Here is a 19897-nt window from a genome sequence, read left to right as displayed (position 1 = left end):
GAGAATCATTTGGGCTATACGGCAGAGCTTTATTTATCAAACTCCACATGGATAAAAGCCATTGATAAGCAATATGGCAGTGGTGCATCTAAATTTATTGGAGAAGCTTTAAAGTTTTATTCTGAAAATAGTAAGTCGTGAATTGAAAACTATGAAGGATTTGACATACAGAAAGAAAGTTACAAGTATTAACGTAGATACTCAAAAAATGAACTGCAATTAAATAATTAGAAGCTAAAAATCGCGTAATTCAAGAAAGTGAATTATGCGATTTTTCGTAATACTACTAACGGATGTACTAAAAGTGTTATCATCTGCAACTGATACGGAGAACTGTATCACAAATAATTGAGTAAAGATTTGATATGTAAAATTAAAATGTGTTAAGCAATTAAATTTTACGTATAAAAATGAAATTACAAACAGTAATAAGTAGTGAAATTACTATACTCTACTTATATTCTACATACTCTACCTTTGGTGGGTTTGAATATAGTAGCTTTTGGATTATCATATTATTAAAGGGAGGTGTTATTATGGATACACAAAAAATTGGACGATTTATAGCAGAAGCTAGAAAAAATAAAAAAATGACTCAAGCAGAGTTTGGAGAATATCTAAATGTAACTGATAAATCAGTTTCAAAGTGGGAATGTGGTAAGTGTATGCCTGATAGTTCATTATTTGAAGGAATAAGTAAAGTGTTGGAGGTTTCAGTTAATGAATTACTAAAGGGTGAATATATTGAACAGGAAAATGAAGAGGTGGAAAATAATAAAAATACAATTTTATTACTTAATGAAATTCAAAAACTAAAAAGAAATGAATCATTAGTTGGGGGCTTATGTGCATTATTGATATCATTTATTACAGTAATTTATTCTGCAATATATAAACCAGGTATAAAAGCTTATGAACAATTTTTTGCGGGATTTATTAAAGCTATCAGTGCAGGTTATCTTGTTATAGGAATACTTCTTATATTTAATGCCTGGGTAAAGTACTCAATAAGAAATTCAAATAAAGATAAGAGATAATCTTGTTAAAATAATATAGAAGAAGTTAAAAGTTTGAGAAAAGAAAGTTTTGACAGATAGGCTTTAAAATAAGTCTATCTTATTTTTTATAAAATATAAACCTTTATTTTACAATAACTCATTTATTTGGTACTATATTAGTGTATAAGGTGTAAAAAATACTAATTTTACACATATTGTGTTTTTGAGGTGGAAAAGCTTATGGAGAATTTAGAAAGTATAATATCAATTAAAGATCTTAAAATGAACTTTGGAGATAAACGTGTCTTAAATGGAATAAATTTAGAGATACAGAGAGGACAAATAATAGGATATATAGGAACTAATGGTGCTGGTAAGAGTACAACTATAAAAATAATGCTTGGTATAATAGAAGGCTATACAGGACAGGTAAAAATATTAGGACAAGATATAAGTAATGGAAGTGTAGAGTACAAGAAGAAAATTGGATATGTTCCAGAGCTTGCTGATATATATGAAAATTTAACTGCATTTGAGTATATAAGCTTTTTAGGTGGAGTATATGGCATAGATCAAAATACCCTTATTGAAAAAGCAAAAAAGCTTATGAAGTTATTTAAAATTGAAGGAGTTATAAACTCAAGAATATCTTCGTATTCAAAAGGAATGAAGCAAAAGCTACTAATAATATGTAGTTTAATTCATAATCCAGATATATTATTTTTTGATGAGCCGTTAAGTGGGCTAGATGCTAATAGTGTAATGATATTTAAAGAAGTTATGAGTAGTCTTGCAAAGGAAGGAAAAACTATATTTTATTCTTCACACATAATGGATGTTGTGGAGAAGGTAAGTGATAGAATTGTACTTATTGATAATGGAACAATAGCTGCAGATGGAAGTTTTCAGGAGCTTAAAAATAGTGAAAAGGAAAGCTCTTTAGAAGAAGTATTCAATGAATTAACAGGATTTAATGAACACGGACAAATTGCTAAAGAGTTTGTGTCTTTAGTTCAAGAGGTATAGCTATGAATGAATTTGCCATATTAAGACTATTAGATAAATTTAAAGGTCTGTATAAAAAAGCCGGTGTTAATTATGATATTATGCGCATGATTTTGCAAATAAAATTAACTATGGATGGACGCAGAGTAAGTACTGTTTTCACAAATAATAAATCTTCCGAAAATAAAGATAAGAATAATTATACGCACCTACTTCTTTTTAACGGATTTTTAAGCATTTTTATTGGAATGTTAATGTTAGTTGATATGCCAGCCTTAAAAAATATAAATATTGTTATAGGTGTAAATCTATTTATGATGGTATCACTTATGATATCAGATTTTTCAGCTGTTTTATTAGATGTAAAGGAAAAAAATATACTATTACCAAAGCCTGTAGATAGTAAAACCTTTAATGCTGCCAAGCTTACTCATATATGTATGTATCTACTTGGTATATCTTTGTCTCTTAATTTAATACCTTTAGTTTTTGGAACAATAAAATATGGAGTGATATTTTTACCAATATTTTTTATGGAAAATATACTAATAGCTTTATTAGTTGTAGTAATAACAGCATTTTTATATACTTTAGTTTTAAAGTTCTTTGATGGAGAAAAGCTAAAGGATATTATAAATTACTTTCAAATATTATTAGCATTTTTATTTGCTTTTGGGTATCAGTTATTTAATAGATTTTTTACTACTATAGATATTACGGCTATTTATGTACCTAAGCTTTGGCATAGTTTAGTTCCATCTATGTGGTTTGCAGCTCCTTTTGGAATATTAATAGATGAAAATAAAAATCCTTTTTTAATATTTTTATCTGTAATGGCAATATTAGCTCCAGTAATACTAATTATCCTTTATGTTAAGAAGGTAGTACCATATTTTGAAAAGAACCTTCAAAAACTAAATGATAATGGGGGAGCTATAAGAGGTGGAGATAAAATAAGAAAAGATTTTATAGCAGGAATAATTTGCAAAGATAAAGTTGAAAAAAGCATGTTTACATTTACTAAAAATATGATATCTACAGAAAGAAACTTTAAGCTTAAGGTATATCCTTCTCTTTCAATGGCTGTATTTATGCCAGTTTTATTTATTTTTACAGATAGAGATAAATCCTTTATTGAAACTATTCAAACAAGCTATGGTGGAAAAGTACATTTATTAATGTATTTAACTGTATTAATGCTATGCTTCTGCACTGCTTATATAAATAATAGCGATAATTACAAAGGTGCATTTATATATAAGGTATTACCAATAAAAGATCCAGGAGTAATATTAAAAGGAGCAATAAAAGGAACCTTATTTAAATTAGTTATACCAGTTTATTTATTTACGGCTATAGTGTTTTTAATATTAAAGGGACCATCAATAATCTTAGACTTAATTGTAATGTTTTTAGTCCTTTTAATATCATCATTAGTTTATTTTAAACTGTCAAATAAGATGATGCCTTTTAGTGTGAAATTTGCTACAACTGATACTGGTAAGCTTATAGGCCCAGGGGCGATTACATTAGTGCTTATTGGGATATTTGCTGCAATACACATAATAATTAGAAATAATATTACCTATGTAGGAGCATTTATAGCAATCCTTTTTGTAATTAATATAATTATTTGGAAAATCAGCTTTAAAATAAGCTGGGAAGATATAGGAATATAATATAGTGGAAATAATACTAAGGAGAGGCATATTATGTTAGATGATGAGAGATTAGAAAAATACAAAAGAGAATTTACTAGAGCTTTAATGGAGGTTTCAGGAAAACTAAATGCTTTAGAGCATGAGTATTATGAGAAAAATGAAGAATTTTATAATTCTTAAAAAATCTAAAACTTAGGGATGCTGAAATTTTCAATAAATACATTAATGGTACTACTATTATTGAATTAACAAAGATTTATTATCTTTCAGATAAAAGTATAAGAAGAATAGTAAATAAAGAAAAGTTATTAAGGTTATAATTCAAAGGGATATTTTCTTATTAATATTGGTTAATAAGAAAGCATCCTTTTATTTTTATGTTGGTCGAAGCTAAAATACAATATTACAAATTAAATTACAATCTCAAGTTTTATTAGGTACTATTTTGATTGGATGTTATGGTAATCTTAATAAACCTTAATAATTTTAAGGGATATTTTTTAATATCTAGGTTCTATAATTAGGCTATTAATCTAATTATGGAGGGGTTTGTTGTGAAGAATAGATTTTTAATTCAATATATTTTACATCCAAGAACTACTGGAGCAATTTTACCAAGTTCAAAGAAGTTAGCATGTAAAATGATTGGAAACATTGATTTTAATAAATGTGGTTGCATAGTTGAATTTGGTCCAGGAACAGGGATATTTACAGAAGAAATATTAAAAAGACGTAATAAAAATACAATAATTATTTTAATAGAATACAATGAGGAATTTTATAGGATATTAAGAAGTAAATACGAAGATATGGAAAATGTCCATATAATAAATGATTCAGCAGAAAATATTGACTATTATATAACTAAATATGATATAAATAAGGTAAATTATATTGTATCTGGGTTACCATTTGCGAGTTTGCCAAGAGAGATGACAGAAATAATATTAGAAAAAACTAAAAGTATATTAAGTAATGGTGGTGTATTTATTACCTTTCAATATACAAAACTAAAAATATCATTAATAAGTAATTATTTTAAAAACATTAAGATTAAAAAGGAGTTTTTCAATATTCCACCAGCATATGTTTTTACTTGCATAAATGAAATATAAGGAGTAGATAAAATGAAAGGTTATATTCTTATAGTTGATGATGACGAAAATATAAGAAATTTATTAAGCATATATTTAGAAAATGAGGGTTTCCAAACCATAAAGGTTGAGAATGCAAAAAAAGCCATTGAGATTATTGAGGAAAAAAACATTGAATTAATACTTTTAGATATTATGATGCCACAAATAGATGGCATAGAAGCATGCATTAGAATAAGAAAAGATAAGAGAATGCCAATAATTATGATATCAGCAAAATCAGAAGATATGGATAAAATACATGGATTAACAGCTGGTGCAGATGATTATATTACAAAACCTTTTAATCCATTAGAACTTATTGCTAGGGTAAAATCTCAGCTTAGGAGATATCAAAAATATAATACTGAGTCAAATAGTCAAAAAGTTATTATAGAAATTGGTGACTTAACTATTAATACTGATACTAGGCAGATTTGGGTTGGAGAAAAGGAAGTAAGATTAACTCCAAAGGAGTTTGATATTTTAGAATTACTTGCAAGAAATAAAGGAATTGTTTTAAGTATAAGAAAAATATATGAAGAGGTTTGGAAAGAAGAATTTTTCAAATCTGATAATACTGTTACGGTGCATATAACAAATCTAAGGGAAAAAATTGAAGCTGATCCTAAATCACCTGTATATATAAAAACTATATGGGGAGTGGGTTATAAGATATGATTAATTTCAAAAAGGTTAAAATGAATTTGATTTTAGGGGTACTTGTTGGATTCCTTTTATCTCAAATTATTATTGGCGAAGGTTACGCAATTTTGGTAGCTAATCAGCAAAGTGGGAATATTGATTTAGGCTTGCCTGTTGAGGGAGTGAATTTCTTTAAAATCCTTGCTTTGGTTGTGTTCTTAGCTACTATTATTATATTTAATACTAAAAAATTTAGGAATATTAATTTTAATAAAATCAGTTTATATTTAATATTAACTGTTATAGTGTCAATTATAGCCGGTGTTGAAATAGTCATAATTATCATTTCAATAATATTTAAGGTATGTCCTAATGTTATTGAGTATATAGTCAATAATTACTTTATAGCAATAAACTCAGGTTATATGCTTTTCTTTTTAGGTGTTGGGACATTTTTATTTGTTTTTTTAGTCCTTGTAAATAAAAAAGTTAAATATATTAAGTTTTTAACTAGAGAAGTTAAAGTAATTAAAGATAACGGCTTTGGTAAAACTATTGAGATTAAGGGGAAGGATGAATTAGCGGAACTTTGTGAAAGCATAAATAATATGTCTCTAGAACTACGTGAGAAAATAGATAATGAAAAAGTTATTGAAAAAAATAAAAATGAATTAATAACAAATGTTTCTCATGATTTACGAACCCCACTTACATCTATTATAGGATATGTAGATTTGCTTAAAAAGAATGGATTTAAAGATAAGAAGAAGTTTGATAGTTATATTGGAGTTATAGATGAAAGAACTAAGAGTCTTAATAAGTTAATTAATGAACTTTTTGAATTTACAAAGCTAAATAGTCATGATATTAAATTAAACTACAGCAATGTTGAAATAGGATCTCTAATAGAGCAATTAGTTGGAGAATACATTCCTATATTTAATAAGGAAGGATTAGAAATATATAAGGATATAGTTGATAAAGATATATTTATAAATGTTGATATAGAAAAGATTGTAAGAGTTTTAGAAAATCTTCTCACTAATGCAAAGAAGTATAGTATAAAAAATACTAAAGTATTAGTAAGGATGTTTGAAGAAAATGATTATGTTGTTATTTCTGTAGCAAATAGGGTAGAGAATATATCTAGAGGGGATTTATATAATATATTTGAACGATTTTATAAAGTTGATAAGTCAAGAAAAGAACAAGATAGTACAGGTTTAGGTTTATCTATTGTAAAAAGGATAGTTGAACTTCATAATGGAGATATTAAAGTTGATTTAAAAGATGATATTATAGAATTTAATGTAATGCTACCTTTGACCTGCTATACTTAAGTTGTAACACCTCTGTCTAATTGATGATATAATCAAATTAGAGAAATGAGGTATACTAATGAGTAAGTACGAAGATGAATTTAGAGAAATGGATGAATAGGTTTAATGGTGTTGCAACAAAATGTATAAGTAATTATATTAAGTGGTTCAAATGGCTTCAAATATTTGATACGGATAAAGAGATAATAAAGGCTAAGAACTTTATGGTTCAAAGCAATGTAACCCATTCATATATCAAAATAAAAGATTTGAAAAATAGAGAGCCAATGCATGTATAGCATGTGTGATATTTTGTAAATTATGTTATAACAAGTGTTATTAAAAACTATAATCTAATGAACAATAGTAATTTATTGTGAAGAAAACCTATAAGAGATATATTTGATAGGTAGGAGGAAAGTAGCAAATGAATAATATTCGCAAGAAAGTAATTGATGCTATGGAAAGTATGAGTATTCAATATGATATTATTGAACATCCAGCAGTATATACTATAGATGAAATGGATAAATTAAATATTGACAGCGATAATGAAGTAGTTAAAAACTTATTTGTTCGAGATGATAAAAAGAAAATATATTTTTTGATAGTTCTTCAAAAAAATAAGCAAGTGAATTTGAAAGAAATTAGAAATGAACTAAATTGTAGGCCGTTAAGTTTTGCGTCAGAAGAAGACTTGAAAAAATATATGGAATTAAGCAAAGGCTCTGTAACTCCATTGGGAATTCTAAATGATACTGATTGTAGGGTTCATGTGGTTTTTGATAAAGATATTTTATTATTTGAACGCATTGGAGTTCATCCAAATGATAATACAGCGACTGTTTGGATTTGTCCACAAGATTTAGAATTTATAATAAAAAATCATGGAAATAATATTAGCTATATAAAAATTTAAAGTTCTAAATAACTCACTGTAAAAATTAACCAAGATATAAAAGGTACAGTTAAGTACATAATATTCGTATATTGAGCATTATAGGTGGACAATCCCACCTATAATTTTTATTTGGCTATATTTCAACACTATATTAAAACATAGCCAAATAAATAAGAATTTGAGGAGTGAGAATAAAATGAATGATTGGTTTACAATAGAGAAAATTGATGAATTTACTTATGCGATAAGTGAATATAAGCATTGGGAAGAAACACATGCATATTTATTAATTGGTAACGGAGAAAGCCTTTTAATTGACAGCGGTATGGGTATTGGAAATATATTAAATGAAATAAATAAATTAACAAAGAATCCAGTTACTGTAGTATCTACACACACATTGGGACCATATTGGTGGACATAAGCTATTTGAACATTTCTTTGTCCATGAAGATGAGGAATCATGGATAAATGGTGCGTTTCCGCTTTCATTAGACTATATCAAAACATTAGTCATAGAACAGCCATGCGAAATACTGAAAGATTTCAATATTGAATCTTATCAAATTTTTCAAGGGAAACCAGATAGAATTTTGAAAGACCATGATATGATTGAGTTTGGCGGCAGAAAATTAGAGGTATTGCACACGCCAGGACATTCGCCAGGACATATGTGTTTTTATGAAAGCCAAACGGGCTATTTGTTTACTGGAGATTTGATTTATGAAGGAAAAATGATTGCTTTTTTCCCTACTTCTGACCCTACACAATATAAAGTCTCAGTTGATAAGTTATCCACGATACCTGCAAAGCGACTTCTTCCTGCTCATCACAAATTAGATATAGAAATAGATATGCTAACAAGGATACAAAGTGCATTTAATGAAATTGAAGACAATGGAAAGTTAAGGCATTGTGGTCAAACATTTGAGTTTGATGGTTTTCAAATTCAAATGTAAATTTCAATTTAGCAAATAGATTTAATATAATGGAGTAGAGGTAAGGCACATAAATTTTACTTTAAATTGATGTGTCTTTTCAGATATTCTATTTTATACTTCTATATAAATTTTGCGAGTTAATTGTTGACGGTGAACCGTATCATAGGTAAATGAGGTTAAAACTCAGAATTAATTTATACGGAAAAGTTAAGAACACTATATAGTTACAATTTTAATAAACAGAGTTCTTTGCTTCAGAGGGAGTTTTTACTCCCACTGAAGCTTACTAACAGAATTCTTAGTATCAGTATTTTCGATACTTAGAAGTCGTTGTCCTTTAGGAGAAATCGTTATCCAGGGTCGTAGCCGCTCTTTACTCCATCTTTGAATTGTTATTTATTTTCAGATGCCTACCTTAAATTAAATCATCTAAGCCATTAACTGTAGTTTGTTCATCCTCATTAATAGGAATAACTATATACTTTTGGCCATCAATTATTTGAGATTTTATTTGAGATATTTTTTCAGGTTTTACTTGAAGTATAACGTCATAGTTAGGAGTAACTTTATTGTCTTCTGAATTTGTATCGTGAGTTTCTTCTAAATCAGTTTCTGAAGTTTCTTCTAAAACCACATTATCATCCTTAACTTCTGTAGATAGGTGAGTTTCATCATCTACAGCAGCCTCTTGTTTAACTTGCTCAAGTTTATCTTGAAGTACTTCTACCTGTTTCTGAAGGTCTTCTTCCTTTTTTCTTTGCGCATTTACCTTAAGTGCTTTTATGTCAATTAAATTTTCCACTAAAGGAAGATCATCACCAAAGTTTTCTACATAGGACTCTTCGATCTTAGTAGTAATTTCTTCAGGAACTCCACTTTCTATTAAAAGGTTTTGTATATCCTTCTTTGTTAAGGTTATAGGTTCATAATCTGTGTCATCATATATAGAATTGTATTCATCTATCATAGTATTTAGGTTTTCTTGTATTTCCATAAAAGTTTTATCAGCTTTCTTTTCATTATCACTTAAGGAGTCTTTAATAATCGACTCAAATGTTTCTTTTTGTATAGTAGCAGTCTGTTTTGAATAACAACCTAAAGCATTTTCCATTAATTCAGGATGTGTATCCTTTGCATTTTTTGTGTAATACATTATAGAGTTAACGTCTGTACTACGATCAATAAAGGCAGGAAACACAAAGCCATTAGTTGGGGCATCAACCACCCAATCTCTAATACGTGCTTTTATTTTGTTTTCTCCTTCAGCGTATCTAAGACCAGGATCTGAAAGTGAAACAGGACATATTGCACATAACACATATTCATATACTTCTTCAGATTCATCTATTTTTGCATTATCAGTGGTTTTAGTAATGACATCATAAGCGTCATGAAAAACAAGTATTATAAAATTACCAGTATAATCATAATTATCTATAATCGATTTATAAAAATCATCAAGGAGAGCATCATCCTTTAATTTACTTTTTTTAAGCTGCATAAGAGAAATTTGTCTTTCATTTATATAATCTTCATTAGTTGGAAAGTTAAGTTCTAAAATATTATTCCCAATAGTTCCAGACAGCACTTTTTTAGCAATTTCTAAGTATTTAAAGTATTCATCATCATCTAAGTTTAGAAAAGTTTCTCTAAACTTTAAAATAACATGTTTCTCTCCATTAACATAGCAACCACATATCTTAGTAAAGGTGCATTGATCTTTTTTTAAACGTCTTTTTAACTCAAGTATATCTTTTTTTCTCATATATAAACCCCTCAATCTGGTATTTTCTAGTTGTAGGTAAACCAAATCAAAGATTTGGATACTAACTTAAGTATAGTATTTTTTTTATATTAATTAAAGATTTTATTAGGTGAACTTAAATCAGATGATATGGAAATAATAAGCATTAAATCCCATTTCAATAAACATCAGTATAATCGCATTAAAAAAGGTTCATCAACAAATGGATATTGTCTTGGGCTTGAACTTTCAAAGTCCGCCGTAGCCGTTTATGCCAAGGTAAGGAGTTAGAAAAAGTGAAGGAGTAATTAAAATTGACTGGCTCACTTAACCTAATTGTTCTGATACTAATTCTGCAAGAGTTTTAATTGCATATTCTATTTCCTTAAGAGAGGCATAAGAATATGAAATTCTTATATGATGATTGGAGTGAAATTCATACAAATATCCAGGAAAAACAAGTATTTTTTTACTTAAGGCTTTTACGAAAAACTCATGCATGGAGATACCTTCATTCAGCTTAAGCCAAATGAAATACCCTCCAGCTGGAATATTCCAGGTGGCCATGCCAGTAAAATACTTTTTTAATGCTCCAATAGTAACATCTCTTCGGATCCTTACGTTTTTTCTCATTATATCGTTATGCTGATAATACAGACCGCTTGAAAAAAGTTCTGCAGTTACATTTTGAGAAAGCGAGCTAGATCCATAATCCGTTTGCATTTTTATATCCGCTAGTCTTTCAATAACTTTTTCTGGTCCTACAACCCATCCAATCCTAAGACCAGGGCATAGATTCTTTGATATGCCTCCCGTATATAATACAAGCCCGTTTTTATCAAATGCCTTTAGTGGTGGTGGCGGCTGTTCATCAAACCAAAGCTCTCTGTATACGTCATCTTCGATAATAGGCAGTCGTTCTATATCACAGGCATTTATAAGCATTTTTCTTCTCTCAAGTGACATTACATTACCTGTAGGATTTTGAAAGGTAGGTATTGAAAACAGCATAGATCCTTTTCTTCGTTGATGACGGTTAATCAATTCTTTTACATCAATGCCTTCTTCATCAAGTTGTATTCCAGAGAGTTGTAATCCAAAGGATTGAAAAGTTCTCAGAGAATAGAGGTATGATGGCTTTTCTAAATAAACTACTGAGTTTGTGTTCAAAAGTCCAAGGGAAATAAGCTGAAGTGCCTGCAATACTCCGGAAGTAATCAGAACTGAGTCAGGCTCAGCCTCAATGCCCAATGTTTTAAGATATGCACATATCTCTCTTCTTAAATAAAGCGCTCCTTTTGGTTCTTCGTAACCTAAGGGTTTCATAGATTTAGATAGCTTTTCCAATGTTTTCTGAATCATTTCGTTAGGAATTAACTCAGGAGACGGTTCACAAGACCCCATTTTGATAATATCTGGTTGGAATTCAGCCACATTAATCTGTTGTATTATTCTTTGATTGGCTTGATGTACTCCTGAGGAGATATACGGATTCCAGTTGTGGGAATGATGAATAGACATTAATGTCCATGTATTGTTTATTACCCTCGTACCCCCTCCTGCATTTCCATTTAAAAGACCCTCAGCAGTTAGTTCTTCTATTGCAGCTACAACGGTACTTCTATTAACGCCAAAGATTTCAGAAAGTGTCCTTTGACTGGGTAATTTAAAATCTACCGGCCATTCTCCACTGGCTATTTTATCCTTCATGTATCTAACGATTTGTATATGCAACTGAGTGGAATCATTTCTGTCAGGTTTCCAATTTATATTAAACATAATTATACCTCCAGATAATATTATCATTAATATATCATTTGGTTGGTTAAAAAACAACCAAGAATGGTTGGAGACTTTTCATTGCTTTCAAAATATAATTATATTTATAAATTTATAAATTTATAATTTTAGAAGGAAGTGATAAGTGTTGATTCCAATAAGAGTTCTCGGTGACGATGATATTAGAAGGATTCTCGATATTAAGAATACAGTAGCATGCGTAGAACAAGCCTATGTATCGAAAGCTGATAATCGGGGGAGAATATTTTCCATGATATCAGAGGAAATTTTTCAGGGCAGAGCAGAAATAGATATTAAATCTAGTATGCTTAATGAGGAAGATGTTTTTGGTTTAAAGTTAGTTTCATGGTTTGGTGATAACGCAAAGCTCGGACTTCCAACTGTAACTGGGCTTACCATGCTATTTGATTTAAATAATGGATTTCCTAAAGCTATTATTAATGCAGGCTATTTGACAGGAATGCGTACCGGAGCTGCAGGTGCAGTAGGTGTTAAGTATCTAACAAAAAATGATTCAAGAACACTGATGGTTGTAGGAACAGGAGTTCAAGCAATCTTTCAAATAGCTGCCACTCTGTCTGAAGTTCAGACAATCAATAAGGTATATATATATGATCCTTTAAAATATGAAAGTGCCATAAGGTTTAAGAATTCTATAAAAGTGGAACTTAGTAAAATTTTGAATGATGTAAATGATCCTTATAATATCAGCTGGAAGCAGAGAATTGAATCAGTTGAATTTACTGCCATTGAAAGTCCAGCTAAAGCTTTAGAAGAAACTGATGCAGTAATTACTGTTACCCCTTCTCGGAAGCCGTTAATTTTAAAAGAATGGGTTAGAACGGGCACCCATTTCAGTTGTATGGGAGCTGATACTGCTGGAAAACAGGAAATAGATGAAAAAATATTTGACGAAGCAGTTGTATATGTGGATGACATAGCACAGGCATTAACGGTGGGAGAAACACAAAATGCCATAAGAGTGGGTAAAATTGAAAAGAATAATTTGACTGAAATAGGTGAATTAATACTGGGAAATGTTAAGGGCCGCATAGTGGATAAAGAAATTACCATATTCGACAGCACTGGTATATCACTACAGGATATTGCTGTTTCGCAATATATTGTATTAAAGGCAGAAGAAATGAATATAGGTACAATGATACAAATATAAAAGCTTTTACATTAAAAAATGTAAAAATACTTTATGCTACTAATAAATTATAAAAAATATAAAATGTATAAGGGGGATAGATTTAGTGGGAGGTTGGTATTTATGATACACTTTTTCACTAAAGGTAAAATATGAAAATAAAAGCATTTACATTAAACTCATTTGCAAAATCTAATGAGGGAGGAAATCCAGCGGCGGTTGTATTTAATGCTGATAATCTCTCAGAAAATGATATGAAAAAGATTGCAGGTATAATTGGTTTTAGTGAGACTGCCTATGTAATGAAGTCGGACCTGGCAGATTTCAAGGTAAGATTTTTTACCCCTGCTGAAGAAGTTGATCTTTGTGGACATGCAACTGTAGGCGCATTTTACATGCTATTAAGTAAAAAATGTATTACGCCAGGACACTATACACAGGAAACAAAGGCAGGCATTCTTAACGTATACGCTAAGGAAGATATGTCAATTATTATGAATCAGTCACTTCCGTTTTTTTTTGAGACATTAGACAGAGAAGAAATTGCAGATTCATTAAATATTTCTGTAGCTCAAATGGATGCAAATTTCCCAGTACAAATCGTATCTACCGGTTTGAAAGACATTATTGTTCCTATTAAAGATTTAAGCATTCTAAGCAGCATTAAACCTGATTTTGAAAAGGTAGCTGCAATCAGCAAAAAATATGATGTTGTAGGGTATCATCTGTTTACACTTGAATCGTTACATCATTCCAATGCTCACACTAGAAATCTTGCACCTCTTTATGGCATACCTGAAGAGTCTGCCACTGGTACTTCAAATGGAGCACTAGCTTGCTATATGCTAAAATATGGTGCACTAAGTCAAGAAAATATGGATAATGTTATAATTGAACAAGGTTATTCTATGGATAAACCTTCAGAGATATTGGTCTCACTATCAACTTTAGGAGATAAGATTGAAGAAGTCAGAGTAGGTGGAAAAGCATTAAATATTTCTGAAATAGAAGTTGAAATATAACTGTCACTAAGTGGATCTGTTACTAGCTCAAAATATTTTATACCTTTACTAATAGTACATATCCATCTTTATTTATTCTTATCATTATTTTAAAAATTAATTAAGACCTATATGTTATCCAATTATAAAAATGCGATAACATATAGGTCTTAACTTTTACATAAGTTGCTATCTATGTCTTAATATTATCTATTGTTTTAATTTCAAATTAAAAATTATTTTTGAAAAATTAAATATATATTAAATATATATATTTATAAAATATAGTTATTTTGAATTATAGAGGTTAATAGCCATAGTAAAAATAATCCTGCCTAATTATTAGACAGGATAAAAGTTTGTTACTGTAGCTTTTAAGGTACCCTTTCCATTATTAGAGTATACATGCTGATTAGAGGGAGAGAAGCATATAGAATCATTAGGATTTAATTTATAAATTTTATTGTTTACTTCTAGTGTTAATTCGCCTTCTAACACCATAATATATTCTTGTGATTTTTCAGAATGACCCAATGATGTATACGAGTGACCTTCATCAAGTTCAATTTGGAAAAGTTCAAAATTACGGTATGGTGTACTAGTGTAGTAACAATATACCCTATAATGACCTTCATCATTTAGCTGCACTTCAATATCACTCTTCTTTGTAATATAAGTCTCCTCTTCCTTTTGTTCTAGGAGCGAGGTATAAGGAACCTTTAGTCCATTTGCTATTTTCCATAAGGTATTTATAGTTGGATTAGTACTACCTTTTTCAATTTGAGATAGCATGACTTTACTTATATCAGATAATTCAGCAAGCTGACCTAAACTTAAATTTCGTTCAGTACGAAGCCTCTTTAAGTTTTCTGAAATGATAAAATTTATATTCATTTAAGGTGTAACCTCCTATAAGTGTATTGACAATTATAATTAACGAATGTAAAATAAGGCTAACATTAAATATATTTAACGTTTGTAAATTATTATATCCTAATTATTTAAAGTATACAAGAAGAATGAAGGAATCTTATTATCACATGGAAGGATAGTATGCTAAAGTATTTAGGCATCTTTAAAAAATAAATAAGTCTGAATGCTCGTCTATTTTGTGTTATCTGATGACTACCCGCTCTAATACTCCCATCTTCTTCAAAGTGTGAGTAAAGAGCGGATACGACTCTAACCTTCAGTGGGAGTAAAAACCCCCTCTGAAGCAAAGAACTCTGTTTATACTGCATCAACAGAACCCTTAGATAGTGCTACTATCTGCGGAACCTGTTTCCTTGTCTAATTCAAAATATACGTCCCATCTTTGACTTATTATTTATTTTCAGATGCCTTAACTAAAAAGTTATTCTAATATTATATGGTTTAATTCTTAAAGGAGGGTATTATTATGATAACAAGACAAGAAGCATGGAATTTGTTTAATGAATATAATAAAGAGGCATTTCATATACAACATGCCTTGACAGTTGAAGGAACGATGAAGTATTTTGCAGAGAAACTTGGATATGAAGATGAGGCTGAGTTTTGGGCTATGGTTGGATTACTTCATGATTTAGATTTTGAAATGTATCCAAAAGAGCATTGTACTAAAACTCAAGAAATTATGAGGGCAAGAGGAATTGATGAAAGATTAATAAGGGCTGCAGCTAGCCATGGATATGGTCTTTGTGCAGGAGATCAACCTAAGCCAGAGCATGACATGGAAAGAGTATTATTTGCCGTAGATGAACTTACAGGACTGATTGGAGCAGCAGCACGAATGCGTCCATCTAAAAGTGTTATGGATATGGAGCTTTCAAGTGTTAAGAAAAAATTTAAGGATAAAAAGTTTGCAGCGGGATGTTCACGAGATGTAATTAGGCAAGGAGCAGATATGCTCCAATGGGAATTAGATAAGTTATTTGAAGAAACAATTCTAGCTATGCGTTCATGCGAGGAATATGTTAATAATGAAATGGAGATCTATAATAGCTAGAGAAGACTTCTAGCTATTATTATATAAATATAAAATAAGGATATCTTAAAATAATTTCATTTTAAAATGCTCCCTATGTCAAGGACATTTTGAAAAAGACTATGTAGCTAAAAGCTGATTTCTATATTGGATAGGAGTCAGCTTTTTTTATTTAATTAACAACAGTAATTATTATAATAATTCATATATTTATTTATCATAGGTTGTAATTCTTCAAATGCACCGCAACCTTTATAGTCAATTTCATCTTTCATATGATTAAAGAAAACTCCTGCGGAGCATTATTCCAACAGTTGCTACGTCTTGATATGTATTGACCTAACTTATATTTCTTCAGAAGTTTTTGAAAACGAGGACTAGTATAATGAACCCCTTGATCTGAGTGAATAAATGCTTGTGGATGCAATAAATGACTATTATTCTGCATTAATGTTTCAATTAGCTTGGATATAATATCATCTACCCGTTGAGATAACATAGATGCATTAAGACTATAGAGCAGGAAATAAAATACTCTAATAGGCTATAAGCGATTTTTTCCACCCCAAGCACACATCATATCTAAAATAGGTATGAGTGATTTTCCACGCTCTGACAAGCTATATTCAACTTTTGGTGGAATTTGAGGATATTCTTTGCGTATTATTAATTGGTCATCTTCCATTTCTTTAAGTGTTTTACTTAAGGTTTTAAATGAGATTGTGCCAATAGAACGTTGAAGCTCATTAAATCTCATAACTGACTTATATTCAGCAAGCCAATACATGATAATCATTTTATATTTACCATTTATAAGTGATAATGTATATCCAAAATCAGTATCGATTACATTTATACCAGTTTCACTGCAGCTCTCTATAGACATTTTTACACTTCCCTTCTGGTTAGTATATAACCTAAATGTGCGTACTTTACTGATATTGTATTATAAATTATGCTTAAATTGTTGTCAACAATATCAATTTAAGAAAGGATGAATAAACTATGAAAAAAAATATTTTAGTATTAAATGGTAGCCCAAGAGTCGGAGGCAATAGTGATTTATTGGCTGATGCGTTTATAAAAGGAGCAACCAAAGCAGGACATGAAGTAGTTAAATGTGATGTTGGTAGAAAAAATATTAAGGGATGTATAGCTTGCAATACTTGCTACAGTAAAGGAACACCGTGCTCTTTTGATGATGACTTTAATAATATTGTTCCTCTTATAGAAAAAGCAGATGTGATTATTTTCGCAACACCGCTGTATTGGTATTCGTTTTCGTCTCAACTTAAGGCAGCCATTGATAAAATGTATTCATTTATAATTGGAGAAAAGAAACTAAATATAAAAGAGAGTATGCTTCTGGTTTGCGGAGAAGAAAATAATGAATCTGCCTTTGAAGGTATTATTACCACATATAAGCTGATTTGCTCTTATCAAAAATGGACAGATAGAGGTCAGTTAGTTGTTCCAGGAGTACTCAATAAAGGAGATATATTATCTACTGACTATCTTGTTCGTGCAGAAAATATAGGCAGAAATATTTCATAAATAATAATGAAGGAGAATCCTCAGATAATGGTGGTTATACTTCTTCTATTTTGTTTACTATTAAAATATAGTAGATTAGAGCTATTACAAAAATAAACACGGATTGAAATGTATTGATTGGTGGTATATATTATAAATGTAAATTTAATATTGACTCTCACATGGTGTTAGGCATTATTCTAAAGATGTCATTCGAATGGCAGTAATTTATAGGAGTTGATTTTATGTTCAAGATTGGAGATTTTTCTAAGTTGACCAGAGTATCCGTCCGTATGCTCAGATATTATGATGAAGTTGGACTTTTTAAGCCTGCTAAAATTGATGATTTCACAGGTTATAGATATTATTCGGCAAAACAGATTTCAGATATTAACCTAATAGTATCATTGAGAGATATGGGCTTTAACGTAGCTGATATAGCAGTACTTATGAAGGAAAAGTCTGAGGAAAAGCTAGAAGATATTTTAAAAGTCAAAAGTGAAGAAATTAAGAATAATATAAGAGCTGAGGAAATAAGACTTGAAAAAATCAACTCCGCCATTAAGGATATGAAAAAGGAGAGGGTTAATATGAGTTACAATGTTACATTAAAATCAATACCTAGTTATAAGGTTATTTCTTTAAGGGATACTATACCAACTTATAATGCAGAAGGCATGCTTTGGGAAAGGATAGATAAATACATTACATCAAAAAACATTCCTTGCAACGACATTGCTTATGCTACTTATCACGATGAGGACTATAAAGAAGGTAAAGTTGATGTAGAGGTATTAATGGGCGTTGACAAACTTATGGAGAATGAAAATGAGTATATATTCAAGGAAACTGAAGTAGTGGAGCAGGCTGCTAGCATATTAGTTCCAGGAGGTTATTCTAATTTAGCACCAGCATACAATTTTTTAGGAAATTGGATTGAGGAAAATGGATATAGTATAGCTGGAAATCCACGTCAAGTTGCTATAAAAGGACCTTGGAATGAAAGGAATACAGAGGATTATTTGAGCGAAATACAGATACCAGTAAAAAAATAAAGAAGCTTAAAAAAATGGCTGTACATGATGATTTAGTTATCATTATGTGCAGCCATTTTATCAATATGCCGTTGAGATAATTTTACTTGCTATAGGTTTTATTAATGATTGATGTTTTTCTTCTTTTTCAGTCTTTACCGTAAGAATGTAGTTGAGTAAGCAATCAAAAATCAATTGGAATTTTATAAATACAAACTAATTATAGCATTGGTTGTTACACTTTTATAAGGAATTATAAATTGACAGTTTTAAATAATAAGTATACTATATGAGTATAAGTGAATATAATCATTTATCTGTAAAATCATAAGGAGGCATGAAATGGATGTAGTACAAATGCTAAAAGCATTAGGCGATGAAAATAGAATTAGAATATTAAATTTATTAAAAGATGAGGAATTATGTGTAGGTGAAATTGAACATATATTAGGAGTTACACAATCAAATGCCTCAAGGCATCTTACTAAGCTAAGTATGCTTAAGATTGTAGCCTATGAGAAAAAAGCTCAATGGGTATATTATAAATTAAGTAAAGAAACTCTGGAGCAGTTTCCATTTATAAAAGAACTTTTAGAAAATGAGCTAAATAAAATAGACATATGTAAGCAAGATATAGAAAATCTAATTAAATATAAAAAGAGTGGAATGACTTGTGAAAATTTAAAAGAGTGTAGAAATAACTTTGAAAATAGTTATAGATGTAAAAATAATTAGGCATCTGAAAATAAATAATAAGTCAAAGATGGGAAGTATATTTTGAGTTAGGCACTTGAAAAGAAATAACAAGTCAAAGATTGAAGCATATTTGTCACGAGACTAGGAGTTAAAATCCTTTCATAGTGCAGCTATGTAAGGGTTTTGACGACGACATGTCGTGGAAAATAGGCGAAAATACTGGCTTGTTATTTCTTTGATTGTGCCTTAGACAAGGAAACAGGTTCCTTAGATAGTAGCACTATCTAAGGGTTCTGTTGACGCATTATAACACAAAATATACGAGCATTCTGACTTATTTATTTTTAGAAGATGCCTTAAGGAAGGA

20 protein-coding genes and 3 pseudogenes are annotated in these 19897 nt (G+C 29.8%); 18 read left to right on the top strand and 5 right to left on the bottom strand.

What is annotated here, in order from left to right; all coding sequences use genetic code 11:
- The 12 genes and pseudogenes from ABDZ93_RS16515 to ABDZ93_RS16460 form a co-directional block, all read left to right on the top strand.
- Nucleotides 1–141, top strand: a pseudogene (locus tag ABDZ93_RS16515) (MerR family transcriptional regulator); the annotation flags it as partial.
- Between the two features lie 395 nt (nt 142–536).
- The gene (locus ABDZ93_RS16510) at nt 537–1037 is read left to right on the top strand and encodes a helix-turn-helix domain-containing protein (protein WP_343827573.1); all 501 of its coding nucleotides are present in this window, start codon (nt 537–539) and stop codon (nt 1035–1037) included.
- Nucleotides 1038–1238: 201 nt separating this feature from the next.
- Nucleotides 1239–2024 carry an ABC transporter ATP-binding protein gene (locus ABDZ93_RS16505; protein ID WP_343827571.1) on the top strand — a complete coding sequence of 262 codons (786 nt, stop codon included), beginning with the start codon at nt 1239–1241 and terminating at the stop codon, nt 2022–2024.
- 2 nt (nt 2025–2026) lie between these two features.
- Nucleotides 2027–3682 carry a hypothetical protein gene (locus ABDZ93_RS16500; protein ID WP_343827570.1) on the top strand — a complete coding sequence of 552 codons (1656 nt, stop codon included), beginning with the start codon at nt 2027–2029 and terminating at the stop codon, nt 3680–3682.
- A gap of 33 nt (nt 3683–3715) precedes the next feature.
- The gene (locus tag ABDZ93_RS16495) at nt 3716–3844 is read left to right on the top strand and encodes a hypothetical protein (protein ID WP_343827569.1); all 129 of its coding nucleotides are present in this window, start codon (nt 3716–3718) and stop codon (nt 3842–3844) included.
- 374 nt (nt 3845–4218) lie between these two features.
- Nucleotides 4219–4779, top strand: coding sequence for a class I SAM-dependent methyltransferase (locus tag ABDZ93_RS16490; protein WP_343827568.1), 561 nt, complete (start codon nt 4219–4221; stop codon nt 4777–4779).
- A gap of 12 nt (nt 4780–4791) precedes the next feature.
- The gene (locus ABDZ93_RS16485; protein WP_343827566.1) at nt 4792–5478 is read left to right on the top strand and encodes a response regulator transcription factor; all 687 of its coding nucleotides are present in this window, start codon (nt 4792–4794) and stop codon (nt 5476–5478) included.
- Entirely contained in the window at nt 5475–6782 is a 1308-nt protein-coding gene (locus tag ABDZ93_RS16480) for a sensor histidine kinase (RefSeq protein WP_343827565.1), read from the top strand. The genes ABDZ93_RS16485 and ABDZ93_RS16480 overlap by 4 nt, the downstream gene beginning before the upstream one ends.
- 77 nt (nt 6783–6859) lie before the next feature.
- Nucleotides 6860–7060 (top strand): annotated as a pseudogene (locus tag ABDZ93_RS16475) (IS1595 family transposase); the annotation flags it as partial.
- A gap of 128 nt (nt 7061–7188) precedes the next feature.
- Nucleotides 7189–7680 (top strand): prolyl-tRNA synthetase associated domain-containing protein, encoded by a 492-nt coding sequence (locus ABDZ93_RS16470; RefSeq protein WP_343827564.1) that lies wholly within the window; start codon nt 7189–7191, stop codon nt 7678–7680.
- Between the two features lie 178 nt (nt 7681–7858).
- Nucleotides 7859–8086 carry an MBL fold metallo-hydrolase gene (locus tag ABDZ93_RS16465; protein ID WP_343827563.1) on the top strand — a complete coding sequence of 76 codons (228 nt, stop codon included), beginning with the start codon at nt 7859–7861 and terminating at the stop codon, nt 8084–8086.
- On the top strand, nt 8073–8621 hold the full coding sequence (locus tag ABDZ93_RS16460) for an MBL fold metallo-hydrolase (RefSeq protein ID WP_343827595.1): 549 nt from the start codon (nt 8073–8075) through the stop codon (nt 8619–8621). The genes ABDZ93_RS16465 and ABDZ93_RS16460 overlap by 14 nt, the downstream gene beginning before the upstream one ends.
- Nucleotides 8622–9018: 397 nt before the next feature.
- Here the strand turns inward: ABDZ93_RS16460 and ABDZ93_RS16455 are convergent, their stop codons facing one another.
- Both ABDZ93_RS16455 and ABDZ93_RS16450 read right to left on the bottom strand, forming a co-directional pair.
- Nucleotides 9019–10368 carry a DUF4317 domain-containing protein gene (locus ABDZ93_RS16455; RefSeq protein ID WP_343827562.1) on the bottom strand — a complete coding sequence of 450 codons (1350 nt, stop codon included), beginning with the start codon at nt 10366–10368 and terminating at the stop codon, nt 9019–9021.
- A 306-nt stretch (nt 10369–10674) separates the two neighbouring features.
- On the bottom strand, nt 10675–12126 hold the full coding sequence (locus ABDZ93_RS16450) for an aminotransferase-like domain-containing protein (protein WP_343827560.1): 1452 nt from the start codon (nt 12124–12126) through the stop codon (nt 10675–10677).
- 145 nt (nt 12127–12271) lie between these two features.
- On the opposite strand from ABDZ93_RS16450, the gene ABDZ93_RS16445 reads away from it, so the two are divergent.
- On the top strand, nt 12272–13321 hold the full coding sequence (locus ABDZ93_RS16445; RefSeq protein ID WP_343827559.1) for an ornithine cyclodeaminase family protein: 1050 nt from the start codon (nt 12272–12274) through the stop codon (nt 13319–13321).
- Nucleotides 13322–13452: 131 nt separating this feature from the next.
- Nucleotides 13453–14322 carry a PhzF family phenazine biosynthesis protein gene (locus ABDZ93_RS16440; protein ID WP_343827558.1) on the top strand — a complete coding sequence of 290 codons (870 nt, stop codon included), beginning with the start codon at nt 13453–13455 and terminating at the stop codon, nt 14320–14322.
- A 321-nt stretch (nt 14323–14643) separates the two neighbouring features.
- Here ABDZ93_RS16440 and ABDZ93_RS16435 read toward each other — a convergent pair whose 3' ends face one another.
- Nucleotides 14644–15195 (bottom strand): helix-turn-helix domain-containing protein, encoded by a 552-nt coding sequence (locus ABDZ93_RS16435; RefSeq protein WP_343827557.1) that lies wholly within the window; start codon nt 15193–15195, stop codon nt 14644–14646.
- Nucleotides 15196–15700: 505 nt separating this feature from the next.
- On the opposite strand from ABDZ93_RS16435, the gene ABDZ93_RS16430 reads away from it, so the two are divergent.
- On the top strand, nt 15701–16288 hold the full coding sequence (locus ABDZ93_RS16430; RefSeq protein ID WP_343827556.1) for a hydrolase: 588 nt from the start codon (nt 15701–15703) through the stop codon (nt 16286–16288).
- Nucleotides 16289–16443: 155 nt separating this feature from the next.
- On the opposite strand, the pseudogene ABDZ93_RS16425 reads toward ABDZ93_RS16430, so the two are convergent.
- A pseudogene (locus ABDZ93_RS16425) lies at nt 16444–16685 on the bottom strand (IS3 family transposase); the annotation flags it as partial.
- Nucleotides 16686–16811: 126 nt separating this feature from the next.
- Nucleotides 16812–17153, bottom strand: coding sequence for a winged helix-turn-helix transcriptional regulator (locus ABDZ93_RS16420; protein WP_343827555.1), 342 nt, complete (start codon nt 17151–17153; stop codon nt 16812–16814).
- Nucleotides 17154–17272: 119 nt separating this feature from the next.
- On the opposite strand from ABDZ93_RS16420, the gene ABDZ93_RS16415 reads away from it, so the two are divergent.
- The 3 genes from ABDZ93_RS16415 to ABDZ93_RS16405 all read left to right on the top strand — a co-directional run bounded on the left by ABDZ93_RS16415 (nt 17273) and on the right by ABDZ93_RS16405 (nt 19569).
- Entirely contained in the window at nt 17273–17821 is a 549-nt protein-coding gene (locus ABDZ93_RS16415) for a flavodoxin family protein (RefSeq protein WP_343827554.1), read from the top strand.
- Nucleotides 17822–18045: 224 nt separating this feature from the next.
- The gene (locus ABDZ93_RS16410; protein WP_343827553.1) at nt 18046–18855 is read left to right on the top strand and encodes a MerR family transcriptional regulator; all 810 of its coding nucleotides are present in this window, start codon (nt 18046–18048) and stop codon (nt 18853–18855) included.
- A gap of 321 nt (nt 18856–19176) precedes the next feature.
- Nucleotides 19177–19569, top strand: coding sequence for an ArsR/SmtB family transcription factor (locus ABDZ93_RS16405; protein ID WP_343827552.1), 393 nt, complete (start codon nt 19177–19179; stop codon nt 19567–19569).
- The last annotated feature ends 328 nt before the right edge of the window (nt 19570–19897 follow it).

Source organism: Clostridium subterminale (genome assembly GCF_039521425.1).
Classification (GTDB): Bacteria; Bacillota; Clostridia; order Clostridiales; family Clostridiaceae; genus Clostridium_J; species Clostridium_J subterminale.
This window is presented reverse-complemented; position numbering and strand designations above follow the sequence as displayed.